General features: G+C 60.6%; 16 protein-coding genes and 1 pseudogene. 8 read left to right on the forward strand and 9 right to left on the reverse strand.

The window, feature by feature from the left end; translation table 11 throughout:
• The first annotated feature begins 91 nt into the window (after positions 1-91).
• Both BLT65_RS22840 and BLT65_RS22845 read left to right on the forward strand, forming a co-directional pair.
• Positions 92-409 (forward strand): DUF485 domain-containing protein, encoded by a 318-nt coding sequence (locus BLT65_RS22840; protein ID WP_091781264.1) that lies wholly within the window; start codon positions 92-94, stop codon positions 407-409.
• A gap of 3 nt (positions 410-412) precedes the next feature.
• Complete coding sequence (locus tag BLT65_RS22845) at positions 413-2,098, forward strand: cation acetate symporter (protein ID WP_208545791.1); 1,686 nt, start codon at positions 413-415, stop codon at positions 2,096-2,098.
• 28 nt (positions 2,099-2,126) lie between these two features.
• Here BLT65_RS22845 and BLT65_RS22850 read toward each other — a convergent pair whose 3' ends face one another.
• Positions 2,127-3,023, reverse strand: coding sequence for a LysR family transcriptional regulator (locus BLT65_RS22850; RefSeq protein WP_091781267.1), 897 nt, complete (start codon positions 3,021-3,023; stop codon positions 2,127-2,129).
• 199 nt (positions 3,024-3,222) lie between these two features.
• On the opposite strand from BLT65_RS22850, the gene BLT65_RS22855 reads away from it, so the two are divergent.
• Positions 3,223-4,578: an MFS transporter gene (locus BLT65_RS22855; protein WP_208545794.1), complete on the forward strand. Its 1,356-nt coding sequence runs from the start codon at positions 3,223-3,225 to the stop codon at positions 4,576-4,578.
• 79 nt (positions 4,579-4,657) lie between these two features.
• Here the strand turns inward: BLT65_RS22855 and BLT65_RS22860 are convergent, their stop codons facing one another.
• A complete protein-coding gene (locus tag BLT65_RS22860) occupies positions 4,658-5,248 on the reverse strand; it encodes a TetR/AcrR family transcriptional regulator (protein ID WP_091781273.1) in 591 nt (196 codons plus the stop codon).
• Positions 5,249-5,311: 63 nt separating this feature from the next.
• Positions 5,312-5,695, reverse strand: coding sequence for a tautomerase family protein (locus tag BLT65_RS22865; protein WP_091781276.1), 384 nt, complete (start codon positions 5,693-5,695; stop codon positions 5,312-5,314).
• A 528-nt stretch (positions 5,696-6,223) separates the two neighbouring features.
• Here BLT65_RS22865 and BLT65_RS22870 point away from each other — a divergent pair.
• Positions 6,224-7,003 carry an alpha/beta fold hydrolase gene (locus tag BLT65_RS22870; RefSeq protein WP_091781715.1) on the forward strand — a complete coding sequence of 260 codons (780 nt, stop codon included), beginning with the start codon at positions 6,224-6,226 and terminating at the stop codon, positions 7,001-7,003.
• Between the two features lie 175 nt (positions 7,004-7,178).
• Here BLT65_RS22870 and BLT65_RS22875 read toward each other — a convergent pair whose 3' ends face one another.
• Both BLT65_RS22875 and BLT65_RS46540 read right to left on the reverse strand, forming a co-directional pair.
• Complete coding sequence (locus BLT65_RS22875; protein ID WP_091781279.1) at positions 7,179-7,832, reverse strand: cysteine hydrolase family protein; 654 nt, start codon at positions 7,830-7,832, stop codon at positions 7,179-7,181.
• A gap of 1,074 nt (positions 7,833-8,906) precedes the next feature.
• A pseudogene (locus BLT65_RS46540) lies at positions 8,907-9,035 on the reverse strand (helix-turn-helix domain-containing protein); the annotation flags it as partial.
• Between the two features lie 42 nt (positions 9,036-9,077).
• On the opposite strand from BLT65_RS46540, the gene BLT65_RS22880 reads away from it, so the two are divergent.
• Both BLT65_RS22880 and BLT65_RS22885 read left to right on the forward strand, forming a co-directional pair.
• The gene (locus BLT65_RS22880; RefSeq protein ID WP_244186555.1) at positions 9,078-9,230 is read left to right on the forward strand and encodes an oxidoreductase C-terminal domain-containing protein; all 153 of its coding nucleotides are present in this window, start codon (positions 9,078-9,080) and stop codon (positions 9,228-9,230) included.
• Positions 9,231-9,349: 119 nt separating this feature from the next.
• Positions 9,350-10,525, forward strand: coding sequence for an MFS transporter (locus BLT65_RS22885; protein WP_091781718.1), 1,176 nt, complete (start codon positions 9,350-9,352; stop codon positions 10,523-10,525).
• A gap of 12 nt (positions 10,526-10,537) precedes the next feature.
• Here the strand turns inward: BLT65_RS22885 and BLT65_RS22890 are convergent, their stop codons facing one another.
• The 4 genes from BLT65_RS22890 to BLT65_RS22905 form a co-directional block, all read right to left on the reverse strand.
• Positions 10,538-10,786: a hypothetical protein gene (locus BLT65_RS22890; protein WP_229516426.1), complete on the reverse strand. Its 249-nt coding sequence runs from the start codon at positions 10,784-10,786 to the stop codon at positions 10,538-10,540.
• A gap of 199 nt (positions 10,787-10,985) precedes the next feature.
• On the reverse strand, positions 10,986-12,503 hold the full coding sequence (locus BLT65_RS22895; RefSeq protein WP_091781282.1) for a CoA-acylating methylmalonate-semialdehyde dehydrogenase: 1,518 nt from the start codon (positions 12,501-12,503) through the stop codon (positions 10,986-10,988).
• 513 nt (positions 12,504-13,016) lie between these two features.
• Positions 13,017-14,039, reverse strand: a complete 1,023-nt coding sequence (locus BLT65_RS22900) for an LLM class flavin-dependent oxidoreductase (RefSeq protein WP_091781286.1) — start codon at positions 14,037-14,039, stop codon at positions 13,017-13,019.
• A gap of 141 nt (positions 14,040-14,180) precedes the next feature.
• Entirely contained in the window at positions 14,181-14,864 is a 684-nt protein-coding gene (locus tag BLT65_RS22905) for a glutathione S-transferase family protein (RefSeq protein WP_091781289.1), read from the reverse strand.
• A 450-nt stretch (positions 14,865-15,314) separates the two neighbouring features.
• Between BLT65_RS22905 and BLT65_RS22910 the strand changes: the two genes are divergently transcribed.
• Positions 15,315-15,584: a hypothetical protein gene (locus tag BLT65_RS22910; RefSeq protein ID WP_042305431.1), complete on the forward strand. Its 270-nt coding sequence runs from the start codon at positions 15,315-15,317 to the stop codon at positions 15,582-15,584.
• 105 nt (positions 15,585-15,689) lie between these two features.
• Positions 15,690-15,944: a hypothetical protein gene (locus BLT65_RS22915; protein ID WP_007577483.1), complete on the forward strand. Its 255-nt coding sequence runs from the start codon at positions 15,690-15,692 to the stop codon at positions 15,942-15,944.
• Positions 15,945-16,008 lie beyond the last annotated feature (64 nt).

Raw genomic sequence — 16,008 nt, forward strand, 5'->3', positions numbered from 1 at the left:
TGCCGAAGCAGCCAGCAAAGCCGTTGTTGCGAACCGTGAAGTTTCATCCGTCATCGAAGACGTCCGCAAATAACAGGGAGGAGACAGTCCCATGCAGCAGGTCCATATCGATTCAATCAAGGCGAGCGCCGCGTACCGGCGGCTGATTACGTCACGCCGACGCTTCAGCTTCACGCTGACGGCACTGATGATCGTCATCTTCTATGGCTTTATCCTGTTCGTCGCGCTTGCACCGCACATGCTGGCCCGCCCGCTGTATACGGGCGCCACGACGAGCGTGGGTGTCGTCGCGGGCGTCGGCATCATCCTGACATCGATCGGGTTGACCGGCTGGTACGTGCTGCATGCAAACCGCACGCTCGATCCGTCGATGAGCGCGCTGCTCGCCAGCGTCCGGAAAGGAGACTGAACGATGAAGCTCATTCGCTCTCTGTCCTGCGCGAGCCTTGCCTCGCTGCCTGCGCTTGCTCACGCTTCCGCCATCGAAGGCCCTGTGCCTGATCACGTCGCGCTGAATCCCGTTGCGATCGGCATGTTCCTGCTGTTCGTGCTGGTGACGCTCGGCATTACGCGCTGGGCGTCACGCAAGACGCGCACAACGAAGGATTTTTATAGCGCGGGTGGCGGCATCTCCGGGTTTCAGAATGGCCTCGCCATTGCCGGGGACTATATGTCGGCGGCTTCGTTTCTGGGCCTCTCGGGCATGGTGTTCATGTTCGGCTTCGACGGCCTGATCTATTCGATTGGCTTTCTGGTCGGGTGGCCGTTTGTGATGTTTCTGCTCGCCGAACCGTTGCGCAATCTCGGCAAGTTCACCTTCGTCGACGTGGTTGCCTACCGTTTCGAACAGGCGCCGATTCGGCTGCTGACAGCCAGCACGTCGCTCGTCGTCGTGATCTTCTATCTGGTCGTGCAGATGGTCGGCGCGGGTAAGCTGATCCAGTTGCTGTTCGGTTTGCAGTACTGGATGGCGGAAGTGATCGTCGGCGCGTTGATGGTGATCTATGTGTTCTTTGGCGGCATGACGGCGACCACCTGGGTGCAGATCATCAAGGCCGTGCTGCTGCTGTGCGGCGCGACGTTCATGGCCGTCAGCGCGCTGGCGCAATTCGGCTTCAGTCCCGAAGAGATGTTTCGTCGAGCCGTCGATGTTCACCCCGGCGCGCTCAGCATCATGGGCCCCGGCAAGCTGCTGAAAGATCCGTTCAACGCGCTTTCGCTCGGCATCGCGCTGATGTTCGGCACGGCGGGCTTCCCGCATATCCTGATGCGCTTCTTCACGGTGCCCAGCGCGAAGGAGGCACGCAAGTCGGTGTTTGTGGCCACCGGCTTTATCGGGTATTTCTATCTGTTGACCTTCATCATCGGCTTCTCGGCAATCGCACTGCTTGCGCAGCATCCCGAGTTCTTCAAGACTGCCGCCGACGGGCATTTCAATCTGACCCATGATCTGCTTGGCGGCTCGAACATGGTCGCCGTCAAGCTGGCGCAGGCAGTGGGCGGTAATCTGTTCTACGGATTCATCGCGGCCGTGACCTTCGCGACGATACTCGCAGTGGTGGCGGGGCTCACGCTCTCCGGCGCGACCACGGTGTCGCACGATCTCTACGCATGCTGGCTGGCTCGCGGGCATGCAAACGAAGCTCGCGAAATGCGTATGTCGCGGATGGCGACGCTGATGTTGAGCGTCATCGCGATCGGACTCGGCATTCTTTTCGAGCACGTCAACGTGGCATTCCTGGTCGGTCTCGTGGCGGCGATCGCGGCGAGCGCGAATTTTCCGGTGCTGGTGTCGTCGATCTTCTGGCGCGGCATGACGACGCGCGGCGCGGTCATGGGTGGTGGTCTCGGACTGATCTCCTCCGTGTTGCTTACGGTGATTTCGAAATCGGTATGGGTTGACGTGCTGCATCAGGCACATGCGCTGGTATCGCTCGACAACCCCGCGTTGATTTCAGTGCCGCTTGCATTCGGAGGCATCTGGTTCTTCTCGATGCTGGATCGCGGCGCCCGTGCGAAGCGGGAGCGGGAGGCGTTTGCGCTGCAGGAGTTCTATGGGCAGACGGGGCTGTTGTCAGTGAAGGCGGTCGATCATTGAGGCAGTTTAGAGGCCACACCCCCCGTGCTCAAAGCTCGATCAATGCTTCATGCAATGTCGAGCGAAACTTTTGCACAGCCGGCGACATGTACGTTTTCCTGCGATAGAACAGCCGGATCCTGCTTTCGAAGAGCGCTGTTTCGTATGGCAGCGCAACGAGATCGCGGCCCGCGTAGGTCTGAAGCATCTGCTCGGTGAGCATCGTGATCAGATCGCTGTTGCGCAGCAAGGACGTCAGCAATGAGATCGACGCGTCGGTTTCGATCATTGCCTGAGGGGGCGCCAGATCATGGTCGTCAAAGTAACGCTCGACGATCTGGCGCAGCCCGTGACCCGGCAGCGGCAGCAGCCATTTCGCCGCCTGCAGCATGCGCGGATCGGCTGGCGTACGTGTCAGCGGATGACCTTGCCGCGCCACGATCCGGTAGCGTTGCGTGCCGATCTCGTCCGACTGGAGTTCTTCGTCCTCTACGGTGTCCGGCATGAAGCAAAGCGCGAGGTCCAGCTGCCCGTCCTTCAGTTCGTCGAATAGCAGCGCCGAAACCTGCACGGAAAGCCGGAAGGAAACGGCGCTCTCACGCGTCGTATAGCCGGCAAGCGTGGGCAGCAGCGCTGATTCCAGCAAGGCGGGCACGACACCGATGCGAATCTTGCCCACCGATGCGGACTTCGCCGCCGCCATCTCCGCGTAGGTTTGCGCGACAGAGGCGCCTACATCGGCGGCACGCTCGACGAGCACGCGCCCCGCGGCGGTCAGATCGACGCCGCGGCCCTTGCGGTCTACGAGGCGCGTGTCGAACTCGGCTTCGAGCCGCTGCAGGATCTTCGACACAGCGGATTGCGTGAGCCCGGTTTTCTGTGCAACGCGATGCAGATTGCGCGTTTGCGCCAGCACGGAGAATACGTGCAGGTCTTCGATTCTCATCCTGTGTCCGTCAGCCGTTGCCGATGCCCAACTCTAGCGGAAATCCGCATGCCATGGCGCCGGTATTCCCCGCGGGAATCAAACGACGCCACGCTTTCCGCGCGGCGCGTCGAACAATAGAGACAACACTTTTGTTCGAACCGGGGAGGGCATCTTGTCCGACGTTTATCACCCAGCCGCGCGTGGCGCCGATGCGCCGATGCCGGCCGGAAACCGCCTCGCGATGGTTGCTGTCATGCTGGCCGTCGCGCTGGCGACGCTTGATACCGCGATCGCGAACACGGCGCTGCCCGCGATCGCCGCCGATCTACACGTCACATCAGCCGAGTCGGTTTGGGTCGTCAACGCCTATCAGCTCGCGATGGTTGCGACGATACTGCCGTTCGCCGCGCTAGGCGACGTGCTGGGGCACGGACGCGTCTACATCGGCGGCCTGGCGCTGTTCACGGTTGCATCGCTGGCTTGCGCGGCCGCGCCGACGCTGCCGCTGCTCGCTGCCGCCCGGCTGCTGCAAGGGCTTGGCGGAAGCGCGATCACGAGCGTCAGCATCGCGCTCGTCAGTGCGCTCTATCCGCGACACCGGCTGGGACGCGGTGTCGGCGTCAATGCGCTCGTCGTTGGCGTGTCGGTTGCCGTCGGGCCAACCATTGCGTCGCTGATTCTTTCGACGGCTTCGTGGTCATGGCTGTTCATGATCAACGTGCCGCTCGGGCTGATTGGACTCGCGTTCGCGCTGCCTGCGCTGCCGCATACGGCCAAAGGCGCGCATCCATTCGATCCCGTTGCGGCCGTGCTGAGCGTTATCACCTTCGCGTCGCTGATTTTCGCGCTTGGTGAAGGTGGGCAACGTGCGCCTGCCGCTCACGTATTCGGCGCGCTTGCAGTCGCGTTCGTTTTCGGCGCGTGGCTGATGCGGCGCGAAGCAGGGCGGCTCGCGCCGATGTTGCCTATGGATCTGCTCAGACGACCTGTCTTCGCGCTGTCGGCGGTGACGGCCCTTTGTGGCTTTGCTGCGCAAGGGTTCGCGTTCGTGTCGCTTCCGTTCTATTTCGAAGACGTTCTGCATCGCAGCCAGATCGAAACGGGTTTTCTCATCACGCCGTGGCCCGTTGTCGTGGCGATCGCGGCGCCGATAGCGGGACGGCTGTCGGACCGCTATCCGCCAGGCGTGCTGGGCGCGACAGGGCTGGCCTGTCTGTGCGTGGGACTGGTGTCGCTGGCGCTGATGCCTGCTGATCCGTCCGTGTATGCCATTGCAGCGCGAATGGCGCTCTGCGGAGTCGGCTTTGGCTTGTTCCAGTCGCCGAACATCAAGGCGCTGATGGCAAGCGCGCCGCATGCGCGAAGCGGCGGAGCAAGCGGTGTCGTCGCGACCTCGCGCCTGATCGGACAGGCTACGGGCGCCGCACTGGTCGCGTTGTGTTTCGGCGTGGCCGGCCGGCACGGATCGACCCTCGCGCTGGCAGGCGGCGCGATGTTTGCGGGTGTGGGCTGCATTGCTAGCGGATTGCGCCTGCTGGCTCGCTCGCATCGGTTGGGGCGTGCGGGCGAGTGAGCGGAGCATTCACCGCGCTCTGCATCGTCTGATAGAGGGGGCGCTACGCGCTGATGACGACGCCCAACCGGCTGTGCCGCTACTGGAAACTGTCGTGCAGATAGTCGCGCACGGCTGTGAGTATTTCATCGGAGAGTGGATCGCCCCGCACCGCGCGCGCGAGCGTGGCCGCTCCCACCAGCATCGAAAGGCGGGCGATCGCGCGTTGGCGCGCTCTCTTCGACGGACGCGGACCAGCAAACGACGCCAGTCTGCCGAGCATCGACTTGAGACCTTGTAGGTATGCGCCGCGCACCGGCTTGGCCGTGTCTTCGCGGGCCACATCCGCCGCGAGCCCTACGGCGGGGCACCCGCTGCCGGGCTCGTCGCGCTGCTTCGTGCTCAGATAGTGCTTCGCGAGCGCGTCGACGAAAGCCTGTTCGCCCGCATCTTCCTTGACCAGCGCTCGCCAGCGCAAAGCGGATTCGCCGAACGCACGCTCGCACGCCACGGCCGCGAGCTCGTCCTTCGATTCGAAATGGCCGTAGAACCCGCCATGCGTGAGCCCCGCGCTCGCCATGATGTCCGTCACCGACACACCGTTCAGCCCGCGCTCCTTGAACAGGCGCGCGGACGCCGCCTCGATCAGCCGGCGGTTCTCGTCGGTTTGTTCCCTCGATACGCGAGGCATCCGCGCCCTCCACGGTGAGTGCGACGCAAGCTGCCTTTACGGCAGCGCGCGTCGACGATGCGCTTACTGCGCGTATTGTGCTTCGCCGTTACCGAACGACCAGTTTTCTTTCGGCACTTCGACGAGACTAATAAACAGGTCTTCGCGGCGCAGTCCGACGCGCGCGTGTAGACCTTCGCTGAGCGCCTTGTAGAAGGCTTTTTTGAGCGCGATATCGCGGCCCGCATTCAACGTGAGTTGCACGATGACGCACTGAGGCGAGCGCTCGATGCCGAGATAGGTCGGATCGGCGATGAAGTCGCCGGGCTTATGCTCGTTGACCACCATGAACCGGTCATTGGCGGGCACGTTCATCGTGGTGGTCATCGCCTTGTAGACCTCGTCGGCGACGGCGCTGCGATATTCGGCGGATTGGCCTTCTGCGAGATCGATGCGTACAAGTGGCATGATAATTTCCCTGGTTGAAACGTCTATGCCGGCGCGCGGCGTCAGATTGAGCAAAAGAAACGCCCGAATAGCGGGCTCGGCTACAACTCGATAATAAATGATGGTCATCATTTATACAATAGATGATGGATGTCATTTATAGGGCGGGAAAGACACGGTTGCGCCTGATCCTTTTTCGCGTCGAACGTGTTCGAACCTGGCAGCGTCAATGTCAGAGGATTGCCAGCTACCGACAATGCTTTCCAAAGTACCCCTTGCCTGCTTTACAACTGGTTGCTGCCTATACTTGTACGCTTATACACGCGGTGGAAAGTCGGTGGGCACAGTGGCGCACGCTATCGCTCGATGAGCCTCAGCGCGGACTACCTGCTCTCGAAGCAGGCCGATCTTCATGCGGCGGCGGTTCTGCAGAGGCCCGGTCCTTCCTCAAAATGGGCGATAACGCTGATCATTCAGTGGCCCCGCCAGGTAGCGGCGGCGTCGGGACCGCTATTGAGCCACAAAGCTTTTAGCGAAGGAGTTCAGTATATGGCTATGGACCGTCGCACCTTTTCGGCGGCTGTGCTGGTAGGCGCCGCAAGCGCCCTGGTGTCGGCACGCGCGCTGGCGATCCCCCCTGCGCAAGTGAAAGCGCGCAATGTCGTTCTCGCGCATGGCCTGTTTGCCGATGGCTCATGCTGGTTGGACGTCATTGCGCGGTTGCAGGCAGCGGGCATGAATTGCACAGCCGTACAGAACCCTCTGACGACCTTGTCCGAGGCGGCTGACTCCGTGACCCGCGTGCTGGATCGACAAGATGGTCCGACGGTGCTCGTTGCGCACTCCTTCGCGGGCATGATCATCACCGAGACGGGCGTGCATCAGAACGTTTCGGCGCTGGTCTACGTGGCGGCGCGCGCGCCGGATGCCGGCGAGGACTACCCCGCGCTTGCAAAAAACTACCCCACGCCTCCTGCGTCAGCCGGCATTGTCTTTGACGGCGACGAGGGACGCCTCAGCGAGTCCGCATTCCTGCACGACTTCGCAGGCGACCTTCCGGAAGCGAGGGCGCGGACGCTGTACGCGGTCCAGGAGCCGTTCCACAAGGCCTTGCTGGCGGGGAAGACGGCTCACGCCGCATGGCGATCGAAGCCCAGCTACTACGCTGTTTCCACCGAAGATCGCACGATCAATCCTGAACTTCAGCGCTTTATGGCCAAGCGCATGAGCGCGAAGACAATCGAGGTGAAGTCGAGTCACCTGTCGTTGATCTCCCATCCGGACGAGATCAGCAGACTGATTCTCGAAGCTGCTCGACCATCGGCCTGACCGGCAACGGAAAGGTGGCGTCGTAGTGGAGTGGCCGAACGTTGTGTGCCACGGTATCGCCTGGGCGGGGACTGCTGTCGATTCGTGACCCGCGAAGCAATGTCCCCGTGATGGCGCACCCGCTGGCACCGAACATGGCTGGAATCCTTTGAATGTCGGGCGGCTCGCGTCGCAGCTATCTTCGCGTCATCGAGTCCACGACATCCTGGGTTTTGACAACAGCGTGCGCAAGAAACGCATAGTTGATCAACGCCGCCTTATAGCCGTCGCCCCAGGTCGGATGACGCGGCCCCGCCGTAGCATCGGCGACGACGTACACTTCGAAGCCCTGCTCGATCAGATCGCGCAGGTGAGATTCGACACACATATTGGCGAGCATCCCGCCCAGCACGACTTTCTGCACGTTACGCTTTCGAAGTTGCAGCGTCAGATCATTTGTCTGCGGTCCGAACACCTTGTGCGGGCTCACTACGATAGTCTCGCCGTCCTCGATAAACGGTTTGAACTCCTCCAGCCAGTCAGCACCTGATTTCTCGAGACCGCTCAGGTTCAGCGCACCCGTTCGTGCGAACGTGCCCGTTGCAAACTCGTCTGCCTCCAGTGGGCCGTTGAATGTCCATGCGCGGTCGGTCGGATAGAAGTAGTGGGGGGAGATGAACACGCTGAACTTCGCTGCTTTCGCTGCCTTGAAGATTTTCACCATGTTTTCAACCGTTCGGTTTTCCGTCACGCTGGCACCAACAGCGCCCCAGTTTTTGCCTGTGGGGCTCAACACGTCGTTCTGTGGATCGATAAACACTACTGCCGTATCGGCGGGGTTGCAGTTCATGATCGAACTCCAGTGAGTAAATGGCGGGACGCGGACATGCAGTACCAATGTAGGTGATGGGAGTCAACCTTGCCGATTGATTCGTGGCAGATCCTTTGCACATATCCGCTCTGGCATTTCGAGTGTCGCGCGCTTACGGACTTGTCATGAATGAAAGGCCACCGTCCGGCTATCGACATGTTTGCGGCGCTCTCGTTAATGTCTCGCGCGATGTAGCAAGCAGAGCTGGCACGGCTATGCTCGCCGCTGGATTTCCTTAGAAGACAGGTCTATAACTGGAGGACAAGAAAAGGCGCGTCCCTAAACATGTGCCCTTGTCACCTCTTCAGAGGATGCCTTCAATAACAGAAACGCACGCTGTTATCCGCACCTGCCGCTATTCATCGTTTTTTGCGGCATTGTGCTTGAGGCGATGTATTACGAGCCTCGCCGTAACAGGCTTCCTCTTCTGCGATCGGCAACCGAAAGTCTGTTGTTCTTTCAAATCAATGCATTTCGATTCGTGATCCTGATTGGATAGACTCGAATTGCATTCTCCATGAAGGTGCAGAAATGAGAGTTCCTTTTGCTTCATTATTGGTGGCTTCTGCATTGTCCGCCGTTACAGGCCTGGCGTATTCGCAGACATCGCAACAGCCAGCCGGAAGCGCCAACCCGCAAATGGCGCCCGCCGCGACGATGTCACAACCACAAATGGCACAGCCTGCCAGCTCAATGAATCGCTATGAATACGATTCGGTCGGTCCTCAGCCTGGTGGATCGAGTGGAAGCGGGCGAGGGAGGAATGGCGGGCCGTGTGTCGTCGGATTGTCTTGTGATATTTATCAAGGGAGTTGAGTTTGCAACGATTGCGCAACCTCTTGGCAAGGTCGTCTCGGAAGTCCCGCTAGACGGAGGCCATGGAGTTGGACCCATCGCGGCGCGCCAGATCTGCATGACAAAGCGGCGCGTCGCTCAACAAGCTTGTTATTCTTTCGTTCACGCGATCGCGCAACGCTTCGCAAGATCCCGACGACCGTGGTGGCCGGCCTGGGGCTGGGTGAGACGCGGTGACGCGTCCACCCGACAACGCAGCGATTCGCGCCGCGGTGTTTCCGACGGAAGTTCTCCAAACCGCTCACGGTATGCCTGGGCGAACCGGCCGAAATGAGTGAGGCCGGAGTCCAGCGCGATAGTCGCGACCCGCACAGCGGGGAGCATCGTCTCGTCACCCGTGGGGATGCTGTCACCGGTTCGTTCTGTGTCATGGCGCTGGACGACACGGCGCGTATGAGGGCGGCGATTGCCGTCAATGCGGGACGCGAGATCGGCGCATGCAGGCGTTTGATTTCGGCAGGTGCCATCATGGACGAAGCGCGGCTCGCGGATTCATCCGTTTCACTGCGGTCGCTGCTGTGACCTGGGCCGGGATCGTGCATCGGTGTATCGAGTGTCGCTGGCGTGTGCCGTAGCATCCAGGCAGTCCGATGCCGCTTTGGTACATACTCGCTCCTGCGATTGACGACTGCCTCTCTTTCATGCGTCCATTCAACGGCTTTCTCGTTCTCGCCGGTACCCTGCTCACGGCAGCAGGATACGGCGGGACTTTTCTTCTTTCGATGCGCTTCAGGTATATCGGCGGCAATGACGTCGACACCGGGCTTACGCTCGTGGGTGCGATGGTGGGTACCTTTGTCGGCGTTCCGCTGGTCGGCTGGCTTTCGCATCACCGCATCGGCGCGGCGCGGATGGCCGCGCTTGCGGCGTTATGCGTGGGCATGGGCGTCGCGGGTTTCGCAGTGATCGAGCGTGTCAGCGTGCTCGATGCGATTCCCGCGTTTCTCGTGGGTTTGGGCTGGGGCGCGTTCTATCTCGCGGCGCCGATGTCGCTTGCCGAGCGAACCAATGATTCGGATCGCGGTTACTGGTTTCTGCGCTTTGGCACTTTCCAGATGGCGGGAATCGGTGGCTGCCCTGCGCTGGCAGGCGTCGCCATACATTCGTTGCACTGGTCGCTCAGCGGTGTGCTCTATACGGTCAGCGGCCTTTGTGTGGTCGCGTCGGTGATACTGGAAATGTTCGCCCGGCTGTCGCCCGTTTCGTTCGTGCCGCCGGTACAGGACAAATGGTGGCGTGGCATCGGCGCCATTGCGCGCACGCGTGCGATGTATCCGATCATCATGGTCGCGCTGGGCGCCTGCGTCTTCTCAGGCTTGATGACGTTTCAGATGTCGCTGGTGCAGGGAACGCATGCGCAAGCAACCACCTTCTTCAGCCTGTACGCGATAACCGTCGTGACGGTACGCTGGGCTTTCACCCGGCTGGTCATCAATCTGCGCCGCGAAACTGCAACGAAGGTGCTGCTCGTCATGATGGTGCTGGGCATCGCAGCGATGTTCGCGGTGCCGTACCATGTATCGGCTCATGCTGCCGCCGCCGTTCTGCTTGGCACCGGGTACGGGCTAGCCTATCCCGTCATTCAGACCCAGGCGGTCAACGATTCCGCCGCCGCGCATCGTCGCGCCGCACTGACGTGGTTCGTTGCGGCGTACTTCATCGGGGTCTTCGGCTTTCCGTCTGTGGGCGGGTGGGTATTGGTACACGCGGGCAAGGACGCGCTACTGACACTGATCGCGATATGCGGTCTGACGGCTCTCACGCTCGCATTCCTGGGCGACCGGGGGCGTGTTGACGCGCGTTCGGCAAAAGCGTAGCAACCGCCGGGCTCAAGCGGGGCGCAACTGGCTTCGCCCGCTGCCGTCTTTGCGCTTCTTCGCCTCGGCTTTCTTGCACATGTCGAGCAATACCCAACGCGCAACGGTCTCCGGACGATCCATTCCGCACTGGGCAGACCGGATATCCGTACCTGAATAGACGATGACGGTTCCTTCGAGCACCCGATATGAACCCGTGTGCGTAATGCCGGCGAGCGTGACGGAAACGGGTCGCCTTTCATCGTATTGAGCTGAAGCCACTTTGTAGATTTTTTTAATTGCAAAGCAGAAACTTAAACGTACGATTATCCGTCGTCAACAACATATACCTTTTGAAGCACATTCCGATTGGAATCCGGTTGGTGCGCCGCGCTCGTTGCCAGCGGGGGCAACGTCAGCAGTTTCGTGTTTGAACGCGCAGCGGGCACAAAACCGACCGTGACCGCTGCGACGCTCCGATTTATTTCGCTACGGGCATCGTGAATTCCGCACCTGTTGCGATGCTATCCGGCCAACGCTGCATCACGCTCTTGTAGTGCGTGTAAAAGCGCACAGCCTCTTCGCCATACGCGTGATGATCGCCGAACAGCGAGCGCTTCCAGCCTCCGAACGAATGCCACGCCGGCGGCACCGGGCTCGGGACGTTGATGCCCACCATGCCAATCTGAATCTGCCGGGAGAACGCGCGTGCCGCGGCCCCGTCAGATGTGAAGAGCGACACGCAGTTCCCCAGTTCGTGCGCGTTGACGAGCGCGATCGCACTGGCCAGATCGGGCACGCGGACAACCGACAGAACCGGGCCGAAGATCTCTTCGCGATAGATGCTCATATCGGGCTTCACGTCGTCGAAGAGCGAGCCGCCGAGAAAGAAGCCTTCTTCATGGCCTGGCACGGTATGGCCGCGACCATCGACGACGAGCCTGGCGCCTGCCGCGACGCCTGCCTCGATATAGCCCGTGACCTTGTTGCGATGCGCGGCGCTGATAAGCGGCCCCATGTCGAGATCCGGCTCCATGCCGCCGCCTATCTTGAGCGAACGCACGCGCGGCGCGAGCCGCTCGATCAGTTCATCGCCGATACTGCCCACTGCCACCGCGACGGAGGTTGCCATGCAGCGCTCGCCTGCCGAACCATATGCCGACGAGATCAGCGCATCGACCGCTTGATCGAGATTGGCATCGGGCATCACGACCAGATGGTTCTTTGCGCTGCCCAACGCCTGCACGCGCTTGCCGCGCTTTGCGCTTTCGCTGTAGATGTATTCAGCGACGGGTGTCGAGCCAACGACAGACATCGCAGCCACATCGGGGTGTGCGATCAACGCATCGACGACGGTCTTGTCGCCATGCACGACATTGAACACGCCTTTGGGAAAGCCCGCCTCGATGAACAACTCGGCAAGCCGGATCGACGCTGACGGCGTGCGCTCCGAAGGCTTGAGGATGAACGTGTTGCCGCAAGCGGCTGCCATCACGAACATCCAGCACGGCACCACCATCGGAAAATTGAACGGCGTGACGCCGGCGGCCACGCCGATCGGCTGACGCAGATTCCAGTTGTCGATGCCGCCGCTGACGGAATCAGTGAAGTCTGTCTTGAGCAACTGCGGAATGCCACACGCGAATTCGACGATTTCGATGCCGCGCACCACTTCGCCCTTTGCGTCCTCAAACAGTTTGCCGTGGTCGCGCGTGATGAGTTCGGCGAGTTCGTCAGCGTGCGCCTCAAGCAGTTCCTTGAACCTGAACATCAAACGGGCGCGTTTGAGCGGCGCGGTTTCGCTCCATGCCGGGAACGCGGCTTTCGCGGCGGCCACGGCGGCTTCGACTTCAGCGGATGTTGCGACGGGTACGCGGGCCGTCACCCGGCCTTGCGCCGGATCGAATACCTCGCCAAACCGCTGACCCGCACCAGCGGCGCGCCGACCGTCGATGAAATGACTCAACTCGCGCACAGCGCTTTTATCTGCTTCGCTCATTACATGCTCCTATCGAGGGCTGCGGGCATTGTCCGTGCCGCGCCGCCCCATGTTGTCGAAGGTTGGTTGCCCGGCCTTTACGCCTTGCGCCGACCGATCCAATAGACACAATGTAGGCGTACGAACCCGGAGGTCGAATATCCACGTCGGACAAACAGTCTTGCGCGGAAGGAACAAATGACAGTCAGCAGCAAGGCTTGCGCGACTGCACTGGACAGTGAATTTGTGCGTGTTGCAGCCGCTAAAAGGAGAGGGCAGGTTCGATGCGCCGGACGTGCTTTAACGTCGACTTCGCCTTGTCGGACAAGGCGCGCCGGAGTGGCGCGAAGTTTTTTACGCCTCGGGAAATTGAAGCCGCTACGACCCGATGTACTTGAACATCTGATCGAATTGATGGCCGTTGCGGCAGCAGGAAGTGTGAGTCAGAGCCTTTTTGCTGGCTCAAAATCTGCCTAAATTGGCCGGAAACCCGCTGCGCCGCGGCCTGTGTGTATCTGACGGTTCTTCCGCGCGTTAGCGCCAACCGAGACGCGGAGCGATATGCGTGAGAATCGATTCAATGACGTGCGCGCAGAACTCGACGCCCAACTGGTTGGGCACGGTGAGTAGCAACGTATCAGCTGCTGCAATGGCTTCGTCTTTTGCCAGTTCCTTGATGAGGACATCAGGCTCCGCAGCGTAATTCCGGCCAAAGATCTTCTGGATGTCGTCGTCGAGAAAGCCGATCGTGTCGTTGCTCTGCGTGCCCCGGCCGAAATACATGCGGTCCTGCTGATTCACGAGCGCGAAGATACTCCGGCTGACTGACACGCGGGGCGCTCGCGTATGCCCGGCCTCTTTCCATGCATCACGGTAAGCCTGGATCTGCTCGGCTTGCTGGATATGAAGCGGTCGGCCCGTTTCGTCGTTTTTCAACGTGGAGGTCTGCAGGTTCATGCCCATCTTCGCGGCCCAAACGGCAGTCGCGTTGGAACCCGAACCCCACCAGATGCGATCGCGAAGGCCTTCGGAATGCGGCTCGACGCGTAGGAGTCCCGGCGGGTTGGCAAACATCGGGCGCGGGTTCGGCTGTGCAAAACCCTTGCCTCGCAGCACTTCATAAAACACTTCTGTGTGACGGCGTGCCAGATCGGCGTGGGTCTCGCCTTCGTTTGGCGCGTACCCGAAGTGGCGCCATCCATCGACAACCTGTTCGCCCGAGCCTCGGCTAATGCCGAGTTGCAGTCGTCCGCCGGCAATCAGATCGGCTGCGCCGGCGTCTTCCGCCATGTAGAGCGGATTCTCGTAGCGCATGTCGATGACACCCGTTCCAATCTCGATCGTGCGCGTCTTCGCACCGATCGCGGCGAGAAGGGGAAACGGCGATGCAAGCTGTTGAGCGAAATGATGGACGCGGAAGAAGGCACCATCCGCGCCGAGTGCTTCGGCGGCGACGGCGAGGTCGATGGATTGCAGAAGAACATCGGCTGCCGACCGTGCCTTTGAACCTGGAGAATTAGCCCAGTGACCAAAAGAGAGAAAACCAATCTTTTTCATAGCTGTAGATTCGGTTGGCCGGCATCTGCGATGTCGGCCGCGAGAACAGGGAACAGGAAAGCTGTAACACTACAGTATCGATCTGCAACGCGCCCGCCCTCGCCATTTCGGGCGGCAAGCGGGGCGGCTCTCGCGGCTTGTTTAGACCGTGAGCGAGGCGTTCTGCGGGAACAGCGCGCGGCGGGTCTCTTCATCGAACTCGGCCTTGAACGTGAGCCGGTCCTTCAGCGCCAACGCGCGGACAGCCGCCGGGCGCGCCGAGATCTCATCGACGAGACGCTTGACGTGCGGATAGTCGGTGAGTCCCTTCTCGCCGAAGATATAGCCAGCAAAATTCGCCCAGCCCCACAGCGCGATGTCGGCGATCGAGTAAGTGTCGCCGGCCAGATACTTCGAGGTCGCGAGATGCTCATCGAGAACGCGATAGTGACGCTCGACTTCCTTCAGATAGCGATTACGCGCATACGGCAGCGGTTCCGGTGCATGGTGCAGGAAGTGTACGGCCTGACCGGAAAACGGCGACAACCCGGTCGCGACGAACTGGAGCCACGAGAGCATCGCGGCACGCTCGGACGCTGCGGACGGCACGAACTTGTCATGTTTTGCGCCGAGGTACAGAAGAATCGCGTGCGAATCGAACACGGTCACACCGTCATCGACGATGGCGGGCACCTTGCCGTTCGGATTGATCTTCCGGTACGCCGGCGCGTGTTGTTCTCCCTTGAAGGTATCGACAGAGGAAAGCTCGAATGGCGTTTCAAGCTCTTCGAGTAAAAGCGCTACCTTGATGGGATTGGGAGAAGGGTGGAAGTAAAACTGAAGCATGGTGTTTCCTTGATGAGGACATCGGTGAGATCGCAACGAACGCGCAGCCTGTTCGCGTAGTCAAATGCTGAACTCAAAGTCCCCTTCTGCCGTACGGTCTGTGCGTTGAACACGTTCGATGAAGTCGAACATGTTGACCGAAGACGAATTGGCGCTGCTCAAGGCAATTCGTGAAACGTGCGGCCTGTCACGCGTGGCGATACGACGCGGCAGGCCAGTGGCGACCGCTGCGCACGCCGTGCGGCAACTGGACACACGCTTTGTAAGTCCATGTTTTCCCGACAATCCTGCGGTTATCTGCCGAAGCCCGCGTCTATCGCGATGCCGCACCAGCGCGTATCCCATTCCCGAATTCTGACAAATACCTTACAATGCCGTCAGGACTTCCCGAGAGCATTGGCGCAATCCAGGCCGCCGCGGAGTCTCCATATAAGGGTCTGAGGAGGCGATATGCACTTCTATCACCACGGTGTAGCGATTCAGCCGTCGGTCGCACGAAGCGGCAATACCTTTGTCGCCCGGGTCGCTATTCTTGAAGAGGATGGCGAGGCGACGTCGCTTGGCGATCTGGGCCATTTCGCGAACCGGCAATCGGCCTTCGCGTTTGCCGTGCGCTGCGGCACGGCATTCGCGGACAACGAACCAATGCCGTTGCCACCCTGCGATATCCGGTCAAAGAAAGAAGGTTGCGGACACGAATCTGCGACCGATCTTCTTTGAGACGCAACGGTTTTGTCTTCAACGATTGGCACGCTTTGAAGTCAGGAAAGTACGCCCCCCTGCGCGAAGCGTCACCCCAGAATCGGAAAACAGGAGGTGGTATCCATGATTCACTCGGAAGTCCACAAGTTTCCCTACACGCGAGCGAGCGGCATGCAGCGTACCTACGACGTCACGATCAACCTCGTCCGGCGCGATTCAGGCGTGTTCGCCTATCGGTCATGGGTACACTACGCGGGGAGATTCAAGGGCAACGGTCTCGACTTTCCGCTCGTTTCCCGGACCACGGATCACGCGATCACCGAGGCGCGTGCCCGTGTTGAAGAACACATCGAACATCTGCTCGGGGTAACGGAATGATCCAGCACTGAAGGCAGTGCTGCACAGGCATGTTCGAGGATCGACATAACGCGTCAAGCGTCGA

Source organism: Paraburkholderia steynii, assembly GCF_900100565.1.
In the GTDB taxonomy this organism is placed as follows: Bacteria; Pseudomonadota; Gammaproteobacteria; order Burkholderiales; family Burkholderiaceae; genus Paraburkholderia; species Paraburkholderia terrae.